Raw genomic sequence first — 24,526 nt, 5'->3', positions numbered from 1 at the left:
AGGTTTAACAACCTAAAAGTAAAACCAAAAGCAGACACCTTGCTGTGTATTATACACAATTTGCTCAACTACTTAATCGTCTTTTCAACAACTTCTTGTTGAGCCATGGCAATAAAGTCTTCCAGGCGCATTTTGCCTAGGTCGTCGCCGCGGCGAGAACGTACAGCTACTTCGCCCGCTTCCATTTCTTTATCGCCCACCACAAGCATATATGGAATACGCTTCAAAGTGTGCTCGCGGATTTTAAAGCCGATCTTCTCATTTCGCAAGTCAGACTTTGCTCTAAATCCTAATTCTTGCAGTTTTTTTACACAATTTGTGGCGTAATCAGCTTGTTTATCGGTAATGTTCATTACCACAACTTGCTGAGGCGCTAACCAAAGTGGATAAAATCCAGCGAATTCTTCGGTCAATATACCGATGAAACGCTCTAGTGAACCCAAGATTGCACGGTGAATCATTACCGGCACTTTACGCTCACCGTCTTCGGCAACATAGGTTGACCCTAAGCGACCTGGCATTGAGAAGTCCAACTGTACTGTACCGCACTGCCAAGCACGATCTAGGCAATCGTGTAACGTGAACTCAATTTTAGGACCGTAGAATGCACCTTCACCCGGCTGATACTCAAACTCGATATCGTTGGCTTTTAGTGCGTCAGCCAAAGCGGCTTCTGACTTGTCCCAGATTTCATCTGCACCAACGCGTTTCTCAGGTCGAGTTGAAAGCTTAACCGCTATTTCATCGAAGCCGAAAGCAGCATACGTTTCGTACACCATCTTAATACAGCCGCTTACTTCTTCTAGGATCTGTTCTTCTGTACAGAAAATGTGCGCGTCATCTTGAGTAAAACCACGAACTCGCATTAGGCCGTGTAGTGCACCCGATGGTTCGTTACGGTGACAGCAGCCAAATTCAGCCATACGCAGAGGAAGGTCGCGGTACGACTTCAATCCTTGGTTAAAAATTTGTACGTGGCCTGGGCAGTTCATCGGCTTAACCGCATATTCACGCTTTTCAGACTCTGTCGTGAACATGTTTTCGGCATATTTGTCCCAGTGACCTGATTTTTCCCACAACGTGCGGTCCATCATTAATGGGCCTTTTACTTCGTCGTAGCCATAGTCGCGAAGTTTCTTGCGTACGAAACTCTCCAGCTCGGTATAAATTGACCAACCATCGTTATGCCAAAACACCATGCCTGGCGCTTCTTCTTGCCAATGCCATAAATTAAGGGCTTTACCGATTTTACGGTGATCACGCTTTTCCGCTTCTTCTAAACGTTGTAGATAAGACTTTAATTGTTTCTTATCTGCCCACGCCGTGCCGTAAATACGCTGAAGCATTTTATTGTCGCTATCACCGCGCCAATATGCACCCGCCACTTTCATCAGTTTGAAATGGTGACAGAACTTCATGTTAGGTACGTGAGGACCGCGACACATGTCAGTATATTCTTCGTGATGATACAACGCAGGGCGGTCGTCCTTGCTGATGTTTTCGTCAAGGATTTCCATTTTGTAGCTTTCGCCACGCGCCTCAAAAGCATCACGCGCTTCTTGCCAGCTAACTTTATTTTTAACTACATCGTAATTCGTTTTAGCCAGCTCAAGCATACGTTTTTCAAGCTTTGCTAAATCTTCCTGAGTAAGACTCTCTTCCATATCGACATCATAGTAAAAGCCGTTGTCGATAACAGGGCCAATGGCCATTTTGGTATTCGGCCAGAGCTGTTTGATTGCGTGCCCTAACAAGTGCGCACAACTGTGGCGGAGAATTTCTAAACCCTCTTCGTCTTTTGCAGTAATAATTTGAAGTTGCGCGTCAGCTTCAATCATATCTACGGCATCAACTAATTCACCGTTGATTTTTCCTGCGATGGTTGCTTTGGCTAAACCAGGGCCAATGTCGTTTGCAACGTCAAGTACAGAAACTGGATTATCGAAAGCGCGCTGGCTTCCATCAGGAAGGGTAATTACAGGCATTTTAATTCCTTTACAGTGGTGACGCCTACTCTGCGCCACTTGCATCTTTAAATAAGTATAAGCGTGAGAACAATCACGCCATAATCGAGTTACATGTTAGAGCGCGAAAAAGCAAAGAAAATTGACTATCTCTAACAGCGAATGGGCGATTATAACGAGTGTATGTGCAACTTCAATAATCAAACGCGCATTATCTACAATTAGTCACTTTAATAGCCAATTAAGGCATTAATTTTACCGTCGCAAATTGTGCAATTGCTTAAATTTACTCCATACTCTAACCAGAGCCTGTTGAGCATCACAGAGACGTGATTAAAAGAAGTAATAGGTGTATCAACAATTGTGCAAATGTAAGGACGAGTTATTCATTTTAACCGCTGCACTGTTTCGTTAAGGCATAGTCAAAAAACGGAGCGATAAATATGTGGCATTTTATTAGCGAACACATATCAGAACAGACAGACACATTTTTCAGTTGTCAGCGTGCAGACCCAGTCAGCGGGGGTGACACGCATGCCAGTTATATTATTAAAGACTCAACGCGACGCTATTTTGTCAAAACGCGTATTTATGACGACACCCAGCAACTTTCTCATGAAGCAGAAGGTTTACAAGCTATTTCCGATACCCAAACAGTAATTACTCCCGCGGTAATCTGCCATGGGATTACTAAAGACAGCTCGCCCAACATGGAATATCTTGTGCTCTCTCACGTACGCTTTGTCGAGCCAACGCAAGATGACTATTTTCTATTAGGTCAACAATTAGCTTCTTTACATCAGGTGAATGCATATACCAGTTATGGTTGGCCCCATGACAACTATATTGGCGCGAACGTTCAAACAAATGGAAGAATAGCGTCTTGGGCCGACTTTTACGCAGAAAAGCGCATAGGAAGCATGTTAGAGCGGTTAGCTTCCACTGGCGCATGGCACAAAAATGATGGAGATATTGATAATATTGTTAGCTTAACGCGTAACTTGCTGAGTTTACATCAACCACATCCTGCATTGCTGCACGGCGACCTATGGGCAGGCAACGCCGGCTTTAGCAAAAAAGGCCCTGTACTCTTTGATCCAGCCGTCTATGTAGGTGATAGCGAGACTGACCTAGCGATGGCTGAACTGTTCGGAGGATTTCCTAGTGCATTCTTTGATGGTTATAAGACCATCTCATCTATCGAAAAAAATTATGAGCAAAGAAAACCGATTTACCAGCTTTACCATATTTTAAATCACGGGTTATTATTCGGCGCGCATTACATTGCTCAAGCTAAACAAACAATTAGCGAGATTCAAAGACAGATGTAGTGCTAGACATAAACATCAAAATTAGCACATTAAGAGAATTATTATGGGAACGACTGCTCCCGTTGCGCTTATTACAGGTGCAGCCAAGCGCATTGGTGCGGCAATAGCGACAAAACTTCACGCACAGGGATTCAATGTCATTATTCACTATGGTCAATCGCGATTAGAAGCCGAAGCACTAGTCGAAAGCTTAAATACCATACGACCTGATTCAGCCGAGAGCCTCAGTGCCGACCTTTGTCGCGTTAGTGAAGTACAACAGTTAGCCGATAAAGCACAGACTGTATGGGGTTACATCGATGTACTTGTTAATAACGCTTCAAGTTTCTACCCTACACCAGTAGGTGAAATAAACGAGGACGATTGGTCTTCTTTAGTAGGAAGTAATCTTAAAGGGCCACTATTCTTGTCTCAAGCATTGGCGCAAACGCTAATTCAGCGAAAAGGCGCCATCATCAATATGATTGATATGCATATAGACCGCCCGCTGCCAAAACACAGTGTGTATCTCTTGGCTAAAAGTGGGCTGGCCTCGTTAACTCGCTCACTTGCAACAGAACTAGCACCACATGTACGCGTTAACGGGATAGGCCCGGGCGCCATACTATGGCCAGATCGAGCACTGAGTGATGAAGAGAAACAAGCCTTAATTGATACCATTCCACTAGGTGACCTTGGTCGTGAGCAAGATATTTCAGATACGCTCTGGTTTTTAGTAAATGCGCCATACATTACGGGTCAAATCTTGTATGTAGACGGCGGTCGTAGCCTTTATAGCAGTGCTTGTGCGTGACATAACGATATGTATTGCCGCCCCCTAGCCGATTACGCCCGACGTGTGCCCCTATATCAGTTCTTTAGCATGCTACGGGCTACGCTTTTGCTGTTCTGTATTAGTGTATTCGTTACCGGCTGCTTTAGCGCTCGCTCGGTTCAAGACAGCCTAGAAGACTATAGCGATCGTTTGTCTTATGTGCTCGATGTACCTTTGCCCGAATTAGAAACGCCACCACTTTCTCGATTAACCGACTCATCAACCCTTAACTACAACATCGAAGGCCTTAACATTAACTTGAGGGAATTTTTTGCGCTTCAAGACTGCGAAGTTGGCCGGGTTGTGGCTGAGCGAAACACGAGTTTAGGGAAAAGCCAGTTACCTTCGCAGCGAATTGTCTATGAAAGTGAATTATTATCTGCACTTAATAATTGCGAGACAGCCATTAGATCAAAAAATACAGCACTGGCTGACAGCTTAAACCAATGGCAAGAACGAAAACGTAATGACTTTGCAAAGCATTGGGCGAATCTCATACAAACGAGTCAAGAGATGCGACTTGCACTGAACACGCCAGAGCGACTACTAGGTATTGATAACAATAAAGACGCCTTTGCTAGCGTTAATAGCCTTTTCTTTCTTGATAGCTTGAAAAATCGCATATTCGAAGACGAAATAGCGCCTATAGACAGTGCAGAAATTGAAACCCAGCTTCAAATTGTTCGCTCTGCAAGGCTGCCTGCGTCATTGTGGCGCACACAACAAGCACTGAGTCACAACCTAAATATTTTAACTCGAGCGTTAACGCCAGCGCTTGAGACAATTTCGTGCCCAAATGGCCGAGCAAGCGACAAAGCAAAAATACTGCGAAATGTCTTCTACCTTTTTTTTATAGAAGAAATTCAGCCCGTTGGGAGTATGATTAATCAATACCACTATAAATTGTTGCCACTGTGGCAGTCGTGGGAAGAGGACGACATCTTACACCCTGCTTTTAAACATTACATTGCCACACAAGGTAACAACAACTTTTCGGCATACGAAAAAGCGATGCAAGCACATGTTGTGTTGTGGCAAGGGTTTCTGAAGCGCTGTAATCTTTCACCAGTGGCACCAGCCTCTCGCTAAAGAATATTTTCGCCAGCTTCAGGATCTCTCGAGCGCCGTGCTTGCTCTCGAATATCATGCGCTTCGGTGGCAACGTCGTCTTCGCTAGCGTTTACTTCAACATTCTTTTGGGTAGATGCTGTCTGTTTCTCGACATTGGGCGCGTTGCCTTGTTTTGGCCCATTTATCACCTGAAGCCCTTCTGGGAATATTCGCTCTCTTGCGTCGTCAGGCATACTTATTCCTGCGTCTGTATACGCTGCCACAATATTTCTCATCAATAAAGACGCCATTTTAAGAACGCTTGTTTTCTCAACATCCACCCAAAAATATACTTTTATATTGTATGTAGACGACCCTAAGTTATCGATAAGTACTTGGGGCTCTGGGTCAATTAAAACGTTACTTTGCGACGCAATGACAGACTGTGCGATTTGCTGTGCTTGCTGCACATTAGCATCGTATCCAACCCCAACAATAAAATTGCCACGCATCAGGGGGTTTGCCGTTAGATTCTTGATAACGCCTTTATAAATTGTGGCGTTAGGTATTTGTATATGGTTACCGTCGAAATCCACCAAGGTTGTTGCCCTTGCAGTGACCTTTTGAATAATGCCAGTAAATTCATTTATCTGAACGATATCACCAATACGAAAGGGACGTTGAACAGTAAGTAGCAAGCTAGAGATGAAGTTTTCCGCAATGTCTCTAAATGCGAAACCCAAGATCAGGCCAACGACACCTGTGCCACTGACCACCGCAATGGCAAAGCCCGTTAAACCAGCGAGAAACAGAAACAAATAAATGCCTAATAAAACCACCACAGTACTGATACTGCGCTGAATAACAGAGCGGAGTAACGGAGAGGTCGTTGCTCGAGTCAAGGGTTTCACTAACAGTCGCGACAATGGTGTAGCTAGAGTAATAAATATCACCATCACCAAAATTCCCACAGCCAATCCAGGTAGTCGATAAATGAAATTGTTCCATAACTCAGCAAGTAACGACTGTGCGTTTGACAAACTGTTTTGATTTACGTCGATTTCGTTTGCTTGAACAACAATATCAAACGGAAGCGAAGTGATAGCGTTAACCATCTCTTCGGCATTGCCTAGCATCGAACGCGGAAATAATTGTTCTTGCATAACCTCATTCCTTGGTGATTGTACTTGTTAACAATTGCACTGCCTGTGTTTAATAAGAAGTTTGTCTGTGTGTAATACATCATTACACGAGAACGCTCTAGTAACTACTGAGCAATAACCAAATAAGATCCCAGTCCGATAGTAAACAAGAAACTTCCCCAAATGGCATGTTCAATCACCACAACTGGCGTTGAATTTGTTTGCATATACCGATATCCGAATATCGCCCCCCCGAACCAAGAAATCACCACAGCAATCCAATTGCCATATACCAAATGAGCGAGACCAAACACAAAAGTACTCAATGCCCACCGCGCATATTTCGAAGGCAGTATTTTTTTATAGCGATGAAAAAAATACGTTCTAAAGATTATTTCCTGAGGAATGACAGACACTATGGGATAAACAAGCAATGTGGCTACCCACATCCAAGGTTCATTCATCGGCAAATGCAAAAACAACTCAGGCTTGAGAAAATACACCACCAAGGCAAGTAAACACGCCCAAGGAATAAAAAGCTTTAACGTACTTGCGAAATGCGTTCTATAGTCTTCCCAATGCCATAGCTTGATACGTTTAAACTGTTTATCTGCTAGAAGCACTGCTAAACAAAACAAACCAATAAGCCCGAGGATAGGCATTAAGTAGTCTGCGAAGTGTTTTATCCAATACAAAACCGCAAAAGGAAATACAACAAAAAGCATGATCAATTCCGACCACAACTTAACCACGACCCACCTCTTTTTTACTTTGTGATGACACTTTTATGAAAGTGTAGTGCCAATTTGAGAAAAGCGAGAGGCGTCATGCTTACTACTTTAGCCGAAACTGAGATACCACTGATTAAAAAGTGTTGATTTTCAAATGAATTAAAAATGATTTATCGCTCAACATTTGGTTTATTTTGCACTTGTTTACGGGCATGACGCAGCGTGTATTGTGGTCGCGATTCGGTTGTATTTGTATATTTCACAAAAGTCATGAAATAATTGCGCTATATGAATAAACCCAATTCGCGATGCATTTAGTGAATGGGTACAAGGCGGTACACATGGCCAACAATAGCCCTAATGACGTTTTAGAACAAATTGAGAAGCACTATATGGCTCTCTCTCCATCAGGAAAAGCAATAGCGCATTACCTGCAACAAAACCCAATAGCTGTATTAAGCCAATCTACATCGCTAATTGCTGAAAAGACAGGAACGTCTAAAGCAACGGTCAGCCGCTTTTTTCGTCAACTTGGCTTCGACTCCCATCAACAGGCAAAAGACGCACTCGCTCAACTCAGAGAACAAGGTGTGCCCGTTGTCAATTCACTGAGCAACGTGCAACAGCATGAAAGTGAAGTTAAAAACCTATCGTTGACTTTTGAAGGTGTGACATTAGACGCGCTTAAAGCAGTAGCACAACTGCTCGCACAAGCACAGCAGGTAACCCTCATAGGCTTTCGAAATGCCTACCCTATTGCACTGCATTTCAGGCAACAATTAAAACAAATACGCGGTTCTGTTCGCGTATTGCCTCAGCCTGGACAAACACTCAGTGAAGACATCATCGACCTTAGTGAAAAAGACGTGGTTGTGTTGTTTGGTTTCAGGCGTCGCACACGTCAATTTAAATATGTGTTACAGAACATAAAGCACTGTACTACGGTACTTATCACGGACCCTTCGGGACAACAATACCGACAAGATGTTGATCACCTTCTTGTGGCGCATATTGGCAGCGAATCCCCCTTTGATAGTTATGCGGCTCCTATGAGCTTAGTGGCATCGCTGTGTAACTTGACTTATGAAGAATTAGGCAGCATTGCCGCAGATCGCGTCGAGGCTATTACCGATATCTATATTCAAATGGACGAATTAGAAAGTCCCAAGCGATAACCTGCGTCCATCGTCTAAAGTTTGCGCAATGCTGCGCCGATATTTTAGTGAAACTGTATGTAAAATGATGCTGTTGAAAACAACAATAAAACTATCTAGTTGTTTTTAGAGTAAAAGAGTAAGCGGTAGAGAAGCGTGTGAAATGTTCGCACAACAATGGAGTAGGCATGGATAAGACGCAATTTGTCATGGAAGAGGCGAATGCTGTATTGGAATTTTGGTTTAGTGAGTTGTCATCTGAGCAATGGTTTGCTCAAGATGACCACGTAGACCAGACAATTACATCACGATTTTCAAAACTGCGAAACGCTGCAGTTAGGGGCGAACTATGGCCTTGGCGAGCAACAGCGACTGGAAGACTGGCTGAAATCATTGTGCTAGACCAGTTTTCTCGCAATATATTTCGAGAAAGCGCCCATGCATTTAGTGCAGACGGCATTGCACTCGTGCTCGCTCAAGAAGCAGTGAGTGTTGAAGCTGATAAAATGTTAACTCCTCAACAACGCGCTTTTCTTTATATGCCCTTCATGCACAGCGAATCATTATCTATTCATGACATCGCGCTAGAATTATTCTCTCAAGAAGGCCTTGAACAACAGTTCACGTTTGCCAAACGCCATCAAGAGGTCATTGAAACCTTCGGGCGATATCCACATAGAAATATCGTGCTGGGGCGAGAGTCTACCTTCGAGGAACTCTCTTTTCTAAAAACCCACCCAAACGGCTTTTAACACTTTACGCAAAGGCCTTTTGCCCTACATTTCACGAAAAGAACCAAAAGGCTGTTGCTCATATATTGAATATTGCTTGGCAATCGATGAAATGCCACCAAGCAACAAACGTTTCTCTTGACATTACAATGAAACAGATGTTTCATTAAAGACAAGAACAACAACAATTACAAACGCTGTGAGCACACCTTTTGTTTTAACGCCATCGAAGGCTACCGAAAAATCAGTCTCTTCTTTATCGAGTGAACATCAGCAAAAACCTTTGCACAACTTGAAGTTAGCGGTAAAGGATTTATTTCATATGAAAGGATTACCCACAGCAGCAGGTAATCCAGATTGGCTTGCAACTCACGCATTGCCCATTGAAACCAATAGCACCGTAAGGGTGTTGCTCGATGCTGGGGCAGAATTTAAAGGCAAAACAATCACTGATGAGTTGGCCTACAGTCTTCATGGTCAGAATAAACATTATGACGCTTTAATTAACCCAGCTGCACCCGCACATATTCCTGGTGGCTCTTCATCAGGTTCCGCAGTAGCTGTCAGTGCACACCTTGCTGATATCGGGCTTGGTACTGACACGGGTGGGTCTATCAGGGTACCAGCCAGCTATCAAGGCTTATGGGGATTAAGAACAACTCATGGATTGGTACCTTGCGACAACATGGTGCCTCTTGCACCATCGTTTGACACAATTGGCTGGATGACCCGAGACTTAGATACACTGATTGCAGTTAGCAACGAGGTCATTGTTCGCAAACAGCAGACCTTTCAAAGTAAGTCGCTTGATGATACTCACTTTGGCATCGCAACGGCGCTATTTTCAAGCGTAGCGCACAGCAAAAATTGTCTTGCGTGGTTGGAAGAACTAGAAAAAGTCAGTCCTTGTAAAGCGCTATCAAACAGTGAGCTAGACTTGGCTGAATTGCAAACTGCAGCAACGTTTAGAACCTTACAGGGCAGTGAAATTTGGCAACAACACGGTGACTGGATCACAGCACATCAGCCAGATATTGCTGATGACATTATGTTGCGCTTGAACTGGTGTAGCGCCATTACACAAGACGAAGCTCTCCAAGCCAAAAAACAACAAGACGTAGTGATTAAACACCTCAATGGTCTATTTTCTACGATAGACGTTTTGGTAATCCCTACGACACCAGGCATAGCACCTCGTTGTGATGCCGACGACGCAACATTGGCAAATGATAGAAACGCACTGCTAGCACTTACTGCAATAGCAGGACTTGCAGGCTTGCCTCAATTACATATGCCCTTGTTTACCCTACACAATGCCCCATGCGGACTATCGCTGGTGGGCAAAAAAGGTAGTGATCTTGCTTTACTTTCGCTAGCGAAAGCAATTCAAGCAACGACAGCAAAGCACAAGAAATAGCGTTACAACAAGCGCAATTAAGAAAAACTAACGCTTTAGCTACCTATAAACCGAAGGAAAGTTTGATGAGTGAAAAACACAATATCGCGTTTACTGCGCCCCACTTTGCCGCCTCTCAAGTTGGTTTAGATATTTTAGAGAAAGGCGGTACTGCCATAGAAGCTATGGTCGCGGCAGCAGCATCAATAGCGGTAGAGTATCCCCATATGAATGGCCTGGGTGGCGATGGCTTTTGGCTTATTAGCGAACCAGGTAAAGCACCAGTAGGTATTGATGCATCAGGGGTTGCTGCACAAGGAGCAACACCTGATTTTTACGCGGGTGAAACGGCTATTCCGAGTCGTGGAGGTAAAGCCGCACTCACCATGGCTGGTGCAGTTGCAGGCTGGCAAGCAGCACTTGAAATCAGTAAAGAATGGCAAGCGCCACTGCCACTTCGCACATTACTTGATACGGCCATAAGCCAAGCTAATTGGGGCATTGAGGTTACGCAAAGTCTTACCGATGCCAGTAACAAAACCTTTAATGATCTAGCAAGTGATGAGCACTTTTCACAGTTTCTGATAAAGGGTCAGGCGCTGAAAAAAGGGAAGATCGTTAAGTTAACTACGTTATCAAAAACACTTGCCCATCTTGCCGAAAAGGGGTTGAACGATTTTTACCACGGTGAACTAGCGCAAAAACTTTCACACGATTTAGAAGCTGCGGGCTCTCCTATTCGCCTTGAAGATTTCCATAATTACGAGGCTAAAATTGTAACGCCGCTCTCGGTAGACACGAGCAAAGGAAAAATTTACAACCTTCCAGCGCCTACTCAAGGTGTAGCGTCGCTAATTATTCTTGCACTCTATGACCGCGTTCAACATCTTGGTACAAGTGATGCCGATATGGTGCATTTGCTTATTGAGTGCACCAAACAAGCCTTTATTGCGCGTAACGCCTATGTGACCGACCCTTCTCGCACACAAACCGACTTGCAAAGTTTGCTAAGTGACGACGTGCTAGATGATATGACCAAGCACATCAAACTCGATACTGCACAGCCATGGCCGCATGTTGCGAAGCCTGGCGATACCATTTGGATGGGATGCTGTGACAGTGAAGGGCGCATGGTGAGCTACATTCAATCGCTCTATTGGGAGTTTGGCTCTGGCGTGGTCAGCCCGCAAACCGGTATTGTTTGGAACAACAGGGGCACGTCATTTTCGCTTGACCCTAACAGCAATCAATATTTGTCACCAGGCATGAAGCCCTTTCATACCCTAAACCCCGCGTTTGTTGAACTTGCCGACGGCCGCCGCATGAGTTACGGCACTATGGGAGGCGAAGGTCAACCGCAAACTCAAGCAGCTCTTTTTGCACGCCACGTTTATCACAACCAGCCCATAGATAAGGCTATCTCACTTGGAAGGTGGCTACTGGGTCGCACGTGGGGTGATGAAAGCCACAACTTAAAGGCTGAGCGCGACCTTGTTGAATATGTAGGCGAAAGCTTGGTAGCGCGAGGACACGACATGGTCACCGTAGACCCGTGCAATGAACTCATGGGTCATGCGGGTGCCATTATACGTGAAACCGATGGTGCAGTAAGTGGTGCGAGTGACCCTCGTAGCGACGGTAAAGCTTATACGGGGCGTAAGAAATAAGCCTATTTGAACGCGGAATGTCAGCATTCGCTACTCATACACATAATTAAAAGAGAAGAATCGTAGATGCAGTTTTTACTAGATAACCTAACGGTCATTTTATCGTTAATTGGCACGGGCGTTTTTGCCGGACTACTAGCAGGCATGTTAGGTGTAGGTGGCGGTATTGTGATCGTGCCGGTGTTATTTTTCTTGTTTCAAGCACTGGGCGTATCACCAGAAAGTGCCATGGTTATTGCCACTGCAACGTCATTGGCGACAATCGTGCCCACGTCGGTAAGTTCAATTCGTGCCCACCACGCAAAAGGTAACGTTGATTTTGCTCTGCTAAAAGCCTGGGCAGTATTTATTCTTGCGGGTGTTCTGATAGGTAGTTATTTAGTTACAGTGGTTAACCCTACCTATTTAACATTGCTATTCGGCACGATCGCGACCTTGTCAGCACTCAATATGCTAATCGGCAAAAAAGATGCGCTGTTTAACGGCCTTCCTGGGCGAATAGGCCAATCGATTATGGCCAGCTGTATTGGCTTGTTTAGTTCAATGGTTGGCATTGGTGGCGGCACACTAACCGTACCTACCCTCACCTTTTGCAACTATCCCGCTCACAAAGCAGTGGGCACGGCGGCCGCTGTGGGACTCATTATATCCCTACCCGCCGCATTAACGTTGTTATTCGTTGGAGCAACGCCAAGCGATGCACCATTTGCCACCTTCGGCTACGTAAATCTACTAGGGTTTGCGTGTATTGTGCCGCTAACGGTGCTATTCGCGCCCGTCGGTGCAGGTATTGCCAATAAACTAGACGCGGGACTTCTAAAGAAGATCTTCGCTGTTGTCCTCATCATCACAGGCGTGCGCATGCTTGCGCAGGTTCTTATCTAGGAGTTCATTCATGCAACATTTTTCACCGTTGTCTCCACCACCTCGTTTACTTATGGGCCCGGGCCCCATTAACTGCTATCCACGGGTACTCTCAGCCATGGCAACGCAGCTAGTCGGGCAATATGATCCGGTTATGACAGGGTATATGAATGAAACGATGGCACTTTATCGCGACGTATTTAATACCAATAATCAGCAGACCTTTTTGGTCGATGGCACATCTCGCGCTGGTATCGAAGCAGTGTTGGTCTCTGCTATTGAGCCTGGTGACAAAGTACTTGTTCCTATTTTTGGTCGTTTCGGTCATTTATTGGCAGAAATTGCGGAACGCGCTGACGCTGAAGTGCATACTATCGAAGTTCCATGGGGAGAGGTCTTTACGCCTGAGCAAATTGAAGCGGCGATAAAAGACGTACAGCCTAAATTGCTTGCTATCGTACAAGGTGATACCTCAACCACCATGCTTCAGCCACTGGCGGATATCGGCAGTATTTGTGAAAAACACGATGTACTCTTCTATTGCGATGCAACGGCATCAATTGGCGGTAACCCGCTAGAGGTCGATGCGTGGAAACTCGATGCGGTTTCTGTTGGCTTGCAAAAGTGTTTGGGCGGTCCATCAGGCTCCGCTCCTGTTACATTAAGCGATAAATTTGTAAAGCAAGTGCGAACCCGTCATCACGTAGAAGCGGGTATTCGTGATGCCCATCACGAGGCCGCTCGTGGCCCCAAAATACGTTCTAACTATTTCGATTTACCCATGATCATGGATTACTGGGGTGAAGAGCGTTTAAACCACCACACAGAAGCAGCCAGCATGTTGTTTTGTGCCAGAGAGTGTGCGCGGGTGCACCTAGAAGAGGGACAAGATAAGGTTATTGCAAGACACAAAGTAGCTGGCGATGCCATGTTAGCAGGTGTTCAAGCAATGGGTTTGCAACCTTTTGGCGACCTTAAACATAAAATGTTCAACGTGGTGGGTGTTTATATTCCAGAAGGCGTTGAAGGCGAACAAGTCAGGAAAACACTTCTCCTTCGTTTTAATATCGAAATTGGCACCAGTTTTGGCCCGCTTAAAGGCAAGATTTGGCGCATTGGTACTATGGGTTATAACGCAAGAGAAGATGCGGTGCTGCACACACTTCAGTCGTTAGAAACTGTACTAAGAATGCAAGGCTTTGCCTTGCCTGCCGGAAGCGGCGTCGATGCTGCGCTTAAAGTCTTTGAAGACGCTAATGCCGCGGGAGCCATGAATGGGTGAGTTCACTGAACTTGCAACACAGGTTATGGCACGCTGTGAAACGCTAGGAGACCTGAGTCAAGACCCACAATGTCTCGATAGACGATACCTAACGGATGAGCACAAACTTGCCAACCAGTTAGCCTCTGGTTGGATGATAGAAGCTGGCATGACGACCTGGCAAGATGCCGTAGGCAACATTTGGGGGCGCTATACATCAAGTGTGCCCAACGCACCACGCCTGATTATTGGAAGTCACCTTGATACTGTACCAAACGGCGGCAAGTATGACGGTATGTTGGGCGTTGTTGCTGCTATCTCACTTGTCGCCATGTTTGATGGCACCCAATCGCGATTCCCTTTCCATATTGACATTGTAGGGTTTTGCGATGAAGAAGGTACCCGTTTTGGTACTACGTTGTTAGGCAGCCGAGCGCTCACTGGCCAATGGCAAGACAGCTGGCGTTACTTAAAAGATGTCGACGGCATCAGCCTTGAACAAGCTATGACAAACTTCGGTTTGAACTTCGACGCGATAGCAAGCGCCGCTATCTCGCGCACCGATATTCTCGGTTACTTAGAGCTACACATAGAACAAGGCCCGGTACTTGAGCAGGAAAACCTGCCGGTAGGCGTTGTGAGCGCTATTGCTGGTGCAAAGCGTTTCAACCTAAGTGTTGAAGGCATGGCCGGCCACGCAGGTACAGTACCTATGTCGATGCGTGTCGATGCACTAAGTGCTGCTGCCGAAATGATTCTATCTGTTGAGCACATTAGCCAGCATCGCCCGGGAGTGGTGGCGACAGTAGGCAAGATAGTTAACGGCCCCAACGGTGTTAACGTTATTTCAGGCAGAACAACCTTTTCATTAGATATTAGAAGTGAAGATGACAGCTTGCGTGACACTGTACTGACTGAAATCTTGCAGAGTTTTGATCATATTGCGCATAAGAGAAAGGTAGGGTTAGCTGTCGAGCAAACACATAGCGCTCCCGCGGTACACTGCGATCAAAATCTCAAACAAGCGCTAGTTGACGGTGTTCAAGCCAGCGGTATTTCACCTCGTGTACTCGCTTCAGGCGCGGGGCATGACGCAATGGCGATGGCAGAAATTTGTCCTGTAGCCATGTTATTCACACGCTGTAAAGGCGGCATTAGCCATCACCCTTTAGAGTCGATTACCTTGGAAGATGTTGCAGCAAGCCTTAGCGTATTACACAAAACCATCAGCGGTTTAAAACACAATTAGAGGATTAGATAACCGGATGAAAATAACAAGGATTTACAACGATGCCGAAGGAAAAAGTCACTTTGGCGAAGTTGAAATAGCGTTAAAAGATGGCGGCCCGATTGGCATGCTTTCAGAGAAGTTTGGCGCTGATAAAATCATTTTTAGAGAAACTCCCGCTGATTACGATTTTAAGTGGCACCCTGCCCCTGCACGCCAATTGCTTTTCATTATCAAAGGGCGCGCAGAGTTTACTGTGTCTAACGGTGAACGACATGTTTTCGGTGCAGGCGATGTGCTGCTACTTGAAGATACTGAAGGTGAAGGTCACTGCTCCAAGGCCATGTACAACGAAGTTAGGCACTCTATTTTCGTAACGCTCGATAACGATACACAGCTATAATTGTGAATAGTCGCTACTTATCTTTCATACGCAAAACGAGCGCACCACATCGATAGCATCACTGCTATTGCGCTCATTTTGTTTCAAGCCAATCACCATGGTTAGTTAACGTTTTTAATGGTTTATCACGTCCTGACAACGCACTAAAGGAAGACACGACGCCCACTGAAGGTGCAAGTCACTTCAAACCCTATAACCAACCGAATTCAAAAAAAACATTTTCGCTATATTTTTCAAATAGATAAAATCAAAAAGTCAGCATGACCACTCGGTCAGTTTTTTTGCATTAACGTCACTATCATTCTACTTGCGCCCGCCGCATAAAAATACTGGTAAACACCGTTATGCAAAGTAGTGACTTACTCTACGGACTCAACGACAGCCCTTCTGCATTGCCGACTATAACAGCTGCAATTCAGCACCTTCTCGCAAGCTTTGTTGGCATTATTACGCCCACTTTGGTTATCGCATCTACACTTGAACTTGAACAATACACACCATTTCTAATTAGCATGGCATTGTTTGCAAGTGGTATTGGTACCGCGATTCAAACAAAACGTATCGGCCCTGTTGGCAGCGGGCTGGTAGCCATTCAAGGGACAAGCTTTGCGTTCATCAGTGCTCTCATTTTTGCAGGTAGCAAAGTGAAGGCAGAAGGAGGATCGGCAGAGGATATTTTAGCGCTGCTTTTCGGGTTGACTATGGCTGGTGCCATGATTGAAGTGGTTTTTAGCCTGTTTATCAACAGACTAAAGCGCATCATTACGCCATTGACAACAGGAATTGTAATTACTGCAATAGGCCTTTCACTTATCAACGTGGGGATGACTGATCTTGCGGGCGGCTTTCATGCCAAAGACTTTGCTAATACCGATAATTTACTTGTTGGACTTGGTGTTTTGTTGGTGATTGTATTTCTCAACGCCAGTACTAATCACTGGCTTCGGTTAAGTGCAATTTTTATCGGCATGGCCTGCGGTACGCTGTATGTCTTTTTGACCTCAGGCATAGACTTCAGCCACCTGTCGGATTTACCCGTATTTGCGCTTCCCACCCCTTTTAGGTTTGGGCTCGACTTTGATATCAGTTTGTTCTTACCCATTGCACTTATCTATCTATTCAGTGCGATAGAAACCGCTGGCGATCTCACAGCAAATAGTCTTTTTTGCAAGGAGCCTGTATCTGGGCCTGTGTTTTTTAGGCGCGTACAAGGCGGTATTTTAGGTGATGGAGTAAATTCGTTTATTGCAGGAACGTTAAACACATTTCCCAACACCACTTTTGGCCAAAACAACGGCGTGATCCAATTAACAGGTATAGCAAGTCGAAAAGTAGGACTGGTTGTTGCGGCATTATTCTTCTTTATAGGCCTATTTCCTAGCGTTGGCGGTATGCTGCAAACCATTCCAAAGCCTGTGCTTGGCGGCGCGACCCTTGTGATGTTTGCCATGGTTGCTGTGGGCGGATTAAAACTGTTAGCTCATTATGCGCTAGACAGACGAAGCAGCCTTGTTACTGCTTGCTCGCTAGGCATGGCAATTGGCGTAATGATGGTGCCTGAAGCACTGTCACAATTACCAAGTTGGTTAGAGAACATTCTTCTGTCGCCGGTAACATCAGCAGGTATCACTGCTGTTTTTCTTGACTTAACGCTGCCCAAACAATTGTCGGAAACAGAATTTGATACCAAAACAAAGCAAAGAAGTAAAACGCCTTTAACTTCATCAAACGTTATTGGTGCAAAAAGCCCTTAAAAATCACTTAAATAGTGCAGAGTTTGAAACAAACTTAAGCATTAACACAAAAATAACAAAAATCGAACAGCAAAATATTTTTTAATGCCTATAATTCAGCAACTTAAGAGCAGGTTAAAAGTTGACCAACTGGACAAGACGTTGGCATCTATCCTGCTATAAGCAAGGCGCAAGGCAAAATTTGCGTACATAAAGCCCTAAAAAAGGGCAACTAAAAACACCGAGGAAACCATGAAAAACACTACATTCAAACTATCTCCTCTAGCGAAAGCACTCGCCATTAGCACAGCAGTGGCATTATCAACTCACGCTATCGCTCAAGAAGAGACCGACGTTAAAGACGCTGATGTTGAAAAAATTGAAGTTACGGGTTCACTGGGCAGCTTGCCTGGTCAAGATGTTGAGTCCGTGTTCGGTTTTGGCAAGTCCATTCTTGAAACTCCACGTTCAGCATCAACCATCTCACAAGAGCAGATGGAGCGTTTTAACGTATCAGACATTGATGAACTTGTTGCGTTTGCCCCAGGTACCTTTACGCAGTCTTTCTTCGGTGTTGCAGGCTCACTGGATGTACGCGGTACGCCTGGTGAAACATACTTCCGCGGTGTAAAACGCCTTGATAACCCAGGTAACTACCCAACCCCTATTGGCGCTTCAAGCCGAATTGATATTGTTCGCGGCCCAGCATCTCCAATTTACGGTCCATCGAAAATTGGTGGCTATCTAAACTTTAACCCTAAATCAGCTCGTGCCTCGTCAGGACAGTATTTAGAAGCACCTACAGGTGCACTTTCCTATACAACAGGCTCTTGGGATAAGAGTATTCTTACTGCTGAAGTTGGTGGTCCATCTACCATTGGCGGAAAAGAAATGGGTTACTACTTATATGGCGAGTTAGAAAATTCTGATAGCTTCTACGACAATACCCAAACCGACCAAACTATCTTGCAAGCGTCGTTTAATATTGATGTTACAGACAGCCTGCGCTTTGAGTTTGGTGGTATGTACCACGATTACGATGGTAACCAAGTTGCGGGTTGGAACCGACTTACTCAAGACTTAGTTGACAACGGTACTTACATCACAGGTACTGCACTTCCACTTGATACAGATGGTGACGGTCAAATCAGTCATGAAGAATACGGTGCCGTTAATATTGCAGGTAATAGTTTCTTCTATGTACCTGCAAGCGCATTTACTGATGACGAAGCAACCGAATTGATGCAGTTGCAGAACGTAGGCACTACAACCCTTAATGCCAACCAAGTACTTGTTGCGCCTGACGATCAGTTAGGTAACGAAGCGATTACGCTTTATTTTGATACTATTTATTACTCAGACAACTGGGAAATTCGCAATCAGTTTTTCTATGATGCCTATGAGAACATTAATGAAAACGCGTATGGGTTCTCTCAATTTCACGACAGCTGGGTAATTGAAGATAAAGTTATTTTTGCAACTGAAATTGAACAAGATAGCTTACTTGCACAATTCCAGTTTTCTCCTTCAATCCGCTATACTGACTTTGAACATGGTGACGATTTCACATTTGAATATTTCAACCGTCGTGACTTGACCATGCCTTCATCAGCACTAGACCGCCGCTTGCTGTCTACTCGTTCAGGCAAAAACTACGATAACTATGATGTGGGTAATTACCTAGATTTAGGTATTGCAGCCATGACCGACTTAACGTGGGATTGGGGTTTAAACTTAGTATTGGGCGTGCGCTACGATACTATCGATATTGAAAGTACTTCTCGTACTGATCTACTGCTAGGCGCTACTGGCGATGAAACCCCGATTTCTGCTGATGAAACCGTAGACGGTTGGTCGTGGAATGCCAGTATCTCGTATGAGTTTGAGTTTGGACTTATTCCTTATATCACCGCTGCTGAACAAGCCACTTTGGTTGCTGGTCAAGGTGCTGAAATTGGTGTTGGTCAGCTAAATCAACCAGGTTCAAGTGGTGCGTTTGATACCTCTGAGCTTATTGAATACGGTGTTAAAGGGTCATTACTAGACGATACTCTTTACTTTGCACTTTCTGCATTTGAGCAAGAACGTACTGACTTCAACACGCAAAACGTAGTGACTAACAACACGACCAACAACAAAGGCACGGAGTTTGAACTACGTTGGGTAGTGAATGAAAACCTCGTTGTGTCGGCTGGCTACACTAACATTAAAGTAATCAACTTAACTGCCCTTGAAAATGGCAATCAATTTGGTTTCTTAGGTGCTGAAGATCTTGTTAACCTTACCGACCCATCACTCGTATTTGGTGGCAACGTAATTGGTTTAAACCTTATTGGTGAGGGCTTCAACAACACAGACGGTCGTAAAGCAGGTATTCCTGAAAACATCTATACGCTAACAGCAACGTACGACTTCCAGAACGGCTATGCGGCTAACGTTAGTGTTGTTGATGTTGATGAAGTAGCATCAGGTTTCTCTGCGTCAGTAACCTTGCCTTCTTATACACTGGTAAACGCGGGAATGTCATACGAAGCAGAAGACTGGTCGTTTAACCTTACTGTTAAAAACCTAACAGACGAGCGCTATTTCCGCTCTAACTTCCCTGACCTATTCGGTAGCCAAATCGTGTTACCTGAATTACCACGTCACTGGAATGCTAAGTTCACATACAAGTTCTAATAGTTAGTATGTAAAATTAAGAAAGGGTAAATTCGAATACGGGTTTACCCTTTTTTTATAAGGACAGATTATGCAAATACAACGGTTGTACCAAAGCGCCTTATTGCCGCTTTTAATGTGCCTAGGCCTGTCATTCCCATCTTACGCCGACGAAACTCCACTCAAAGTAAAAGTTGTGATTGTCAGTATGTTTGAGATTGGCGAGGACGAGGGTGATACTCCCGGTGAATTTCAGCTTTGGAAAACAAGACAGCACTTAACCACTCGTTACGCCCAGCCTCACGCTTTTCACGATATCTATGCCAATACCGAAACTGGTGTAGTGGGCATAGTAACAGGAATGGGCATTGCTCGTGCGTCTGCAGCGATAATGGCGTTGGGGTTAGATGAACGTTTTGACTTAACTGATGCTTATTGGCTTGTTGCAGGTATTGCAGGAATTGACCCCAATGATAGCACCATAGGCAGTGCAGTTTGGACTGATTATGTAGTCGATGGCGATCTTGCCCATCACATTGATGCAAGAGAAATTCCCGAAGATTGGAATACCGGTTACTTTCCACTATTTACCGATAGCCCCAATAATCCCCCTCCATTGACAGATGTATCTCAAAGCCCAAATGGCGAGGTTTATGCGTTAAATCATTCGCTCACGCAGTGGGCTTATGAGCACACAAAGGATACTGAGCTTTTCAATACCCCGGCAATGGATAACTTAAGAGCAAAGTACAAACACTTTCCTAACGCACGTGCCAAACCGTCTGTAGTGAAAGGCGCGCACCTATCAGCCTCAACATTTTGGCATGGAAAGCTGTTAAATCAATGGGCTAATGAATGGGTTGACCACTGGACTAATAGCCAAGGCAATTTTGTCACCTCTGGAATGGAAGACTCGGCAACCCTACAGAGTTTGACTTATCTTGCGAACGCAGGCCGTGTAAATAAAGAAAGGGTTTTGATTTTAAGGACTGCAAGCAACTTCACTATGCAACCGCACTCACTCACCGCGGCAGACAACCTACGACTAGAGCGTTCACAGGGCTACGCTGCGATGAATGCATCTATTGAAGCCGCTTATAAGGTAGGATCACAGGTAGTTTCTTACCTTATTGAGCATTGGGAAGTAGTAAAAAATAAACCGCCGTCAGCGCATTAATGCACAGTTTGGTGGGAATACTAAATTGCGAGGTAACGCGCTAAAGGTTATACCTTTGCGCGTTTTGCGGATAGCACTCTTTTTAGTTGCACAGCCACATCATTGTGAACAACAGGCTTTGACAAAAAGTCCGCCATACCCGCCTCGCTACACGACGCTTTATCTTCAGGAGTGGTATTCGCCGTTACCGCTACAACAATGCCATTTGGCGCTAACAGTTTTTCACCCACAATGATGCGTGTAGCACTCGTTCCGTCAAGCACAGGCATCGCACAATCCATAAAAATAATATCGTACTTTTTTGCCCTCGCTTTGTTGACCGCAACTTCACCATTCTCTGCTTCATCTGGTGTGAAGTTAAATTTTTCAAGCATAGAGGCAAGAACAAAGCGGTTAATGTCATTGTCATCAACCACTAATACATTTAAAGGCTGACTCAATAGTTCAGAAGAAATCTCAATGTCTTCGCGCGCTATTTTTTCTTCGGAAGCCATTTCAATAGGAAGTACAATATCGAAACTACTCCCTTGGCCTACTTTAGAGCGCACTTCTAACTCGCCATTCATTTTTGCAACTAGTTGACTAACAATAGAAAGACCCAAACCATTGCCATTTAGCTCTTCATTAGCGTGTTGAGTGTCGTTCTGAAATGGCCTGAAAATGCGCGAAAGAATTTGTTCATTCATCCCCACGCCGGTGTCTTCTAATGATGCGAGTAATACTGGAATATTACCGTGATGCTTTAAGGTGACGTGAATGGAGACATAGCCCGAGTCAGTAAATTTTACCGCATTGGATAAAAGGTTGTGCAATATCTGGCTAACGCGGGCACTGTCGCCATGTACATTCGTGTTCTCATTAAAAGAAAGCACTGCGAACAGCCTTAGCCCTTTTGCCGCGCATTTGGTTTTAAATTCGTCGACAATGTCTTCAATTAACGAACGGATACAAAAGTCATTTAATTGAAACGTAAGTTCACCGTTCACTATCGCAGAGTAATCCAACACATCATTGATAAGCGATCGCAGCCTATCCGCACTGTGTAAAGCAATATCCGCTTTGCGTACTCTTACATTGTCCTTCGTTTCAAATTTGATCGCTTGCAACATGCCAGTAATGCCGTTTAGCGGTGTCTTTAATTCATGGCTTATACGCGATAGCAACATGGAACTTTCTTTTGATGCTAGTTCGGCTTCTTTCCGCTTTTCTTCAATTTCGAGCCGTGTACGCACGGCGCGATCCACATTTTGAAACGTTCCAAACAAGCGTACACACTGTCCACTGTGCATCTCAACCATTCCGTGGGTTTCAATCCACACTTCTGTGCCTTTTGCGGTAATTATTTGAAGCGTTGCTGTCCAAGGCACCCCAGTCTTTAAAGCGTGTTCGACTATATTCTTGATTTCCTCACGATCTCGCCCTGCTTTATAGAAATTAATCGCAGTGTCAAGATTAGGCACATAATCGTCGGCAACTTCGTGGATGCGTTTAGTCTGGGATGACCAATGAAGCGTATTGTTGAGAAGGTCAACTTCCCATGTGCCGATATTCGCAACACTTTGCAGTTTCTCAAACAGCGTTTGCTGCTTTCTATCTATTTTTTCTTGTGAGTGTTTTTCAACTGTTACCGCTAACCATTCGTCAATAAGCGCTATGTTATTAGTAACTGAACGCTCATTAGGGCAAGCATTGACATAAACTAGACACGCCATTTTCCCAAATAACTGGTGAAAGCGCCCCCGTATAAATTTTTCAGCTTGAAAGTAAGTAGAAAACCATTGCTTAAAGGTAAGCGAACATTCATCGCTAGATTGGGGAAAACTATGCTCTGCGTTGTGACTATGGACAAACGACGGAATAGATTGGAAACTCGGCGCATAAGCGTTAGAGGCTTTCGATAGCACATTGATATTTTCAGCGTCGACGTGTAACAAAACACACTGAAATAAATTGAGCGATTCAGCCCCACGTTTAACAATGGCGTCAAGTGAATGGTTAAGTTGGTTATCAAGCTTTACAGTTAAGCTCGACTGCTCGTCAAAAAAAGCCATACGTTGCCCTAACAGCGCGTTATAAATGAGAAAGGTTTTGATCACTTGCGCGTTGTAATCAATTAAGTCACGCATAGTGTAGACGCAGATTGGTAGAGAAAAAATTAAACCATAGGCTAACTAATAGACGTTTTAGCCCATTACCTGATTTCTTCCCTGTTCTTTCGCCTCAAACAATTTGACATCAGCCTCTTCTATCAGCGCTTCTAAGCCAGCTTGAGCGACTTTATTTGCTTGCCAAACTGCGTACCCCACACTGATAGAAACCTTATTCCCAATGCCATGGGCGTGAGGAATTTCAGCTTTTTGTACAACTTCGACAAGTTCCTGAGCTAACAATTTGGCACCCGCGCTGTCGATGTACGGAAGTATGACCAAAAACTCTTCGCCACCGAAGCGGATAACCGCATCTTTAGGACGTTTCATGACACTTGAAACTAACTGAGCGACACGACTTAGACACTGATCACCTTCTAAGTGACCATAGGTGTCGTTGAACAACTTGAAGAAATCAATGTCAATCATAATTGCGCCAACACTGCCATTGTCCCGAGCAACCTGTTTGATAAGTAACGGGATTTCCTTGGTGAGGTACATCCGATTGTACTGACCCGTTAGTTGGTCGTGATAGGTCATTGTTTCTAAGAACTCAGTTCTTAGTTTATTAAGCACATGCGTTTTAATTCTATGAGTAAGCGTGGAGGCATTAACAGGTTTCATAACGAAGTCAGATGCACCCACTTCCCAACATGCATTCTCACTTTCAATATCGAGGGTAGATGTAACAAAGATAACAGGAATGTCGGCTGTTGCACTATTCGCTTTTAACGCTCTGCAAACATCAAGCCCGTCAGTATCGGGCATATTCATGTCTAGTAAGACAAGATCAGGTAATTTATCTGCGCAATATAAAATAGCGTCTTTGCCAGATTGGGCCGTATCACATTGAAAAACAGGCATTAGAATCGACTCAAGCAACATACGACTCATCGGTTCGTCATCGACAATTAGCACGCGACATTCAGAAAACGGTTTTAACTCTGTTCGATTCATTAATTATTAATTCTCAATAACTTTCAGCCGAGTGTAATCTCGATATATTTACTTATTTACAGCATTAGGAAACGACTTGCATGCATTTGGTCAAAATTTGCAACCAAGAAGGTTTTCA

Annotated in this window: 19 protein-coding genes; 14 read left to right on the top strand and 5 right to left on the bottom strand. The window is 44.5% G+C overall.

The features are described from left to right. Positions 1–68: 68 nt before the first annotated feature. Positions 69–1,985: a threonine--tRNA ligase gene (gene thrS, locus LHL20_RS09400; RefSeq protein ID WP_226433112.1), complete on the bottom strand. Its 1,917-nt coding sequence runs from the start codon at positions 1,983–1,985 to the stop codon at positions 69–71. Positions 1,986–2,407: 422 nt separating this feature from the next. On the opposite strand from thrS, the gene LHL20_RS09395 reads away from it, so the two are divergent. From LHL20_RS09395 to LHL20_RS09385, 3 genes are all read left to right on the top strand, one after another. Beyond that, positions 2,408–3,295 carry a fructosamine kinase family protein gene (locus LHL20_RS09395; protein ID WP_226433111.1) on the top strand — a complete coding sequence of 296 codons (888 nt, stop codon included), beginning with the start codon at positions 2,408–2,410 and terminating at the stop codon, positions 3,293–3,295. Positions 3,296–3,338: 43 nt separating this feature from the next. After that, positions 3,339–4,088, top strand: a complete 750-nt coding sequence (locus LHL20_RS09390) for a pteridine reductase (protein ID WP_226433110.1) — start codon at positions 3,339–3,341, stop codon at positions 4,086–4,088. Positions 4,089–4,157: 69 nt separating this feature from the next. Beyond that, positions 4,158–5,198, top strand: a complete 1,041-nt coding sequence (locus LHL20_RS09385) for a DUF3080 family protein (protein WP_226433109.1) — start codon at positions 4,158–4,160, stop codon at positions 5,196–5,198. On the opposite strand, the gene LHL20_RS09380 is transcribed toward LHL20_RS09385, so the two are convergent. After that, positions 5,195–6,322, bottom strand: coding sequence for a mechanosensitive ion channel family protein (locus LHL20_RS09380; RefSeq protein WP_226433108.1), 1,128 nt, complete (start codon positions 6,320–6,322; stop codon positions 5,195–5,197). The genes LHL20_RS09385 and LHL20_RS09380 overlap by 4 nt on opposite strands. 104 nt (positions 6,323–6,426) lie before the next feature. Continuing rightward, positions 6,427–7,053: a CPBP family intramembrane glutamic endopeptidase gene (locus tag LHL20_RS09375; RefSeq protein ID WP_226433107.1), complete on the bottom strand. Its 627-nt coding sequence runs from the start codon at positions 7,051–7,053 to the stop codon at positions 6,427–6,429. Between the two features lie 320 nt (positions 7,054–7,373). Between LHL20_RS09375 and LHL20_RS09370 the strand changes: the two genes are divergently transcribed. From LHL20_RS09370 to LHL20_RS09320, 11 genes are all read left to right on the top strand, one after another. Then, a complete protein-coding gene (locus LHL20_RS09370; protein WP_226433106.1) occupies positions 7,374–8,207 on the top strand; it encodes a MurR/RpiR family transcriptional regulator in 834 nt (277 codons plus the stop codon). A gap of 167 nt (positions 8,208–8,374) precedes the next feature. Next, positions 8,375–8,938, top strand: a complete 564-nt coding sequence (locus tag LHL20_RS09365; protein ID WP_226433105.1) for a DUF924 family protein — start codon at positions 8,375–8,377, stop codon at positions 8,936–8,938. Between the two features lie 178 nt (positions 8,939–9,116). Next, complete coding sequence (locus LHL20_RS09360) at positions 9,117–10,334, top strand: amidase (protein ID WP_226433104.1); 1,218 nt, start codon at positions 9,117–9,119, stop codon at positions 10,332–10,334. Positions 10,335–10,399: 65 nt separating this feature from the next. Then, positions 10,400–11,980: a gamma-glutamyltransferase family protein gene (locus LHL20_RS09355; protein ID WP_226433103.1), complete on the top strand. Its 1,581-nt coding sequence runs from the start codon at positions 10,400–10,402 to the stop codon at positions 11,978–11,980. Between the two features lie 66 nt (positions 11,981–12,046). Beyond that, positions 12,047–12,865 (top strand): sulfite exporter TauE/SafE family protein, encoded by an 819-nt coding sequence (locus LHL20_RS09350; RefSeq protein WP_226433102.1) that lies wholly within the window; start codon positions 12,047–12,049, stop codon positions 12,863–12,865. A gap of 10 nt (positions 12,866–12,875) precedes the next feature. Continuing rightward, the gene (locus LHL20_RS09345) at positions 12,876–14,126 is read left to right on the top strand and encodes a pyridoxal-phosphate-dependent aminotransferase family protein (protein ID WP_226433101.1); all 1,251 of its coding nucleotides are present in this window, start codon (positions 12,876–12,878) and stop codon (positions 14,124–14,126) included. After that, positions 14,119–15,354, top strand: a complete 1,236-nt coding sequence (locus tag LHL20_RS09340; protein ID WP_226433100.1) for an allantoate amidohydrolase — start codon at positions 14,119–14,121, stop codon at positions 15,352–15,354. The genes LHL20_RS09345 and LHL20_RS09340 overlap by 8 nt, the downstream gene beginning before the upstream one ends. A gap of 16 nt (positions 15,355–15,370) precedes the next feature. After that, positions 15,371–15,736: an AraC family ligand binding domain-containing protein gene (locus LHL20_RS09335; RefSeq protein ID WP_159625174.1), complete on the top strand. Its 366-nt coding sequence runs from the start codon at positions 15,371–15,373 to the stop codon at positions 15,734–15,736. 344 nt (positions 15,737–16,080) lie between these two features. Beyond that, positions 16,081–17,490, top strand: a complete 1,410-nt coding sequence (locus tag LHL20_RS09330; RefSeq protein ID WP_226433099.1) for a uracil-xanthine permease family protein — start codon at positions 16,081–16,083, stop codon at positions 17,488–17,490. 231 nt (positions 17,491–17,721) lie between these two features. Further along, positions 17,722–20,148, top strand: coding sequence for a TonB-dependent siderophore receptor (locus tag LHL20_RS09325; RefSeq protein WP_159625178.1), 2,427 nt, complete (start codon positions 17,722–17,724; stop codon positions 20,146–20,148). A gap of 70 nt (positions 20,149–20,218) precedes the next feature. Beyond that, positions 20,219–21,304 (top strand): purine nucleoside permease, encoded by a 1,086-nt coding sequence (locus LHL20_RS09320; protein ID WP_226433098.1) that lies wholly within the window; start codon positions 20,219–20,221, stop codon positions 21,302–21,304. 47 nt (positions 21,305–21,351) lie between these two features. Here the strand turns inward: LHL20_RS09320 and LHL20_RS09315 are convergent, their stop codons facing one another. Together LHL20_RS09315 and LHL20_RS09310 are read right to left on the bottom strand one after the other, a co-directional pair. Next, positions 21,352–23,430 carry a PAS domain-containing hybrid sensor histidine kinase/response regulator gene (locus tag LHL20_RS09315; protein ID WP_226433097.1) on the bottom strand — a complete coding sequence of 693 codons (2,079 nt, stop codon included), beginning with the start codon at positions 23,428–23,430 and terminating at the stop codon, positions 21,352–21,354. 57 nt (positions 23,431–23,487) lie between these two features. Then, a complete protein-coding gene (locus LHL20_RS09310; protein WP_226433096.1) occupies positions 23,488–24,408 on the bottom strand; it encodes a diguanylate cyclase in 921 nt (306 codons plus the stop codon). Between the last annotated feature and the right edge of the window lie 118 nt (positions 24,409–24,526).

It is taken from the genome of Alteromonas sp. McT4-15, assembly GCF_020515205.1.
Classification (GTDB): Bacteria; Pseudomonadota; Gammaproteobacteria; order Enterobacterales; family Alteromonadaceae; genus Alteromonas.
The sequence above is the reverse complement of the archived record's forward strand: the minus strand, read 5'-3'. Positions and strand labels throughout refer to the sequence as shown.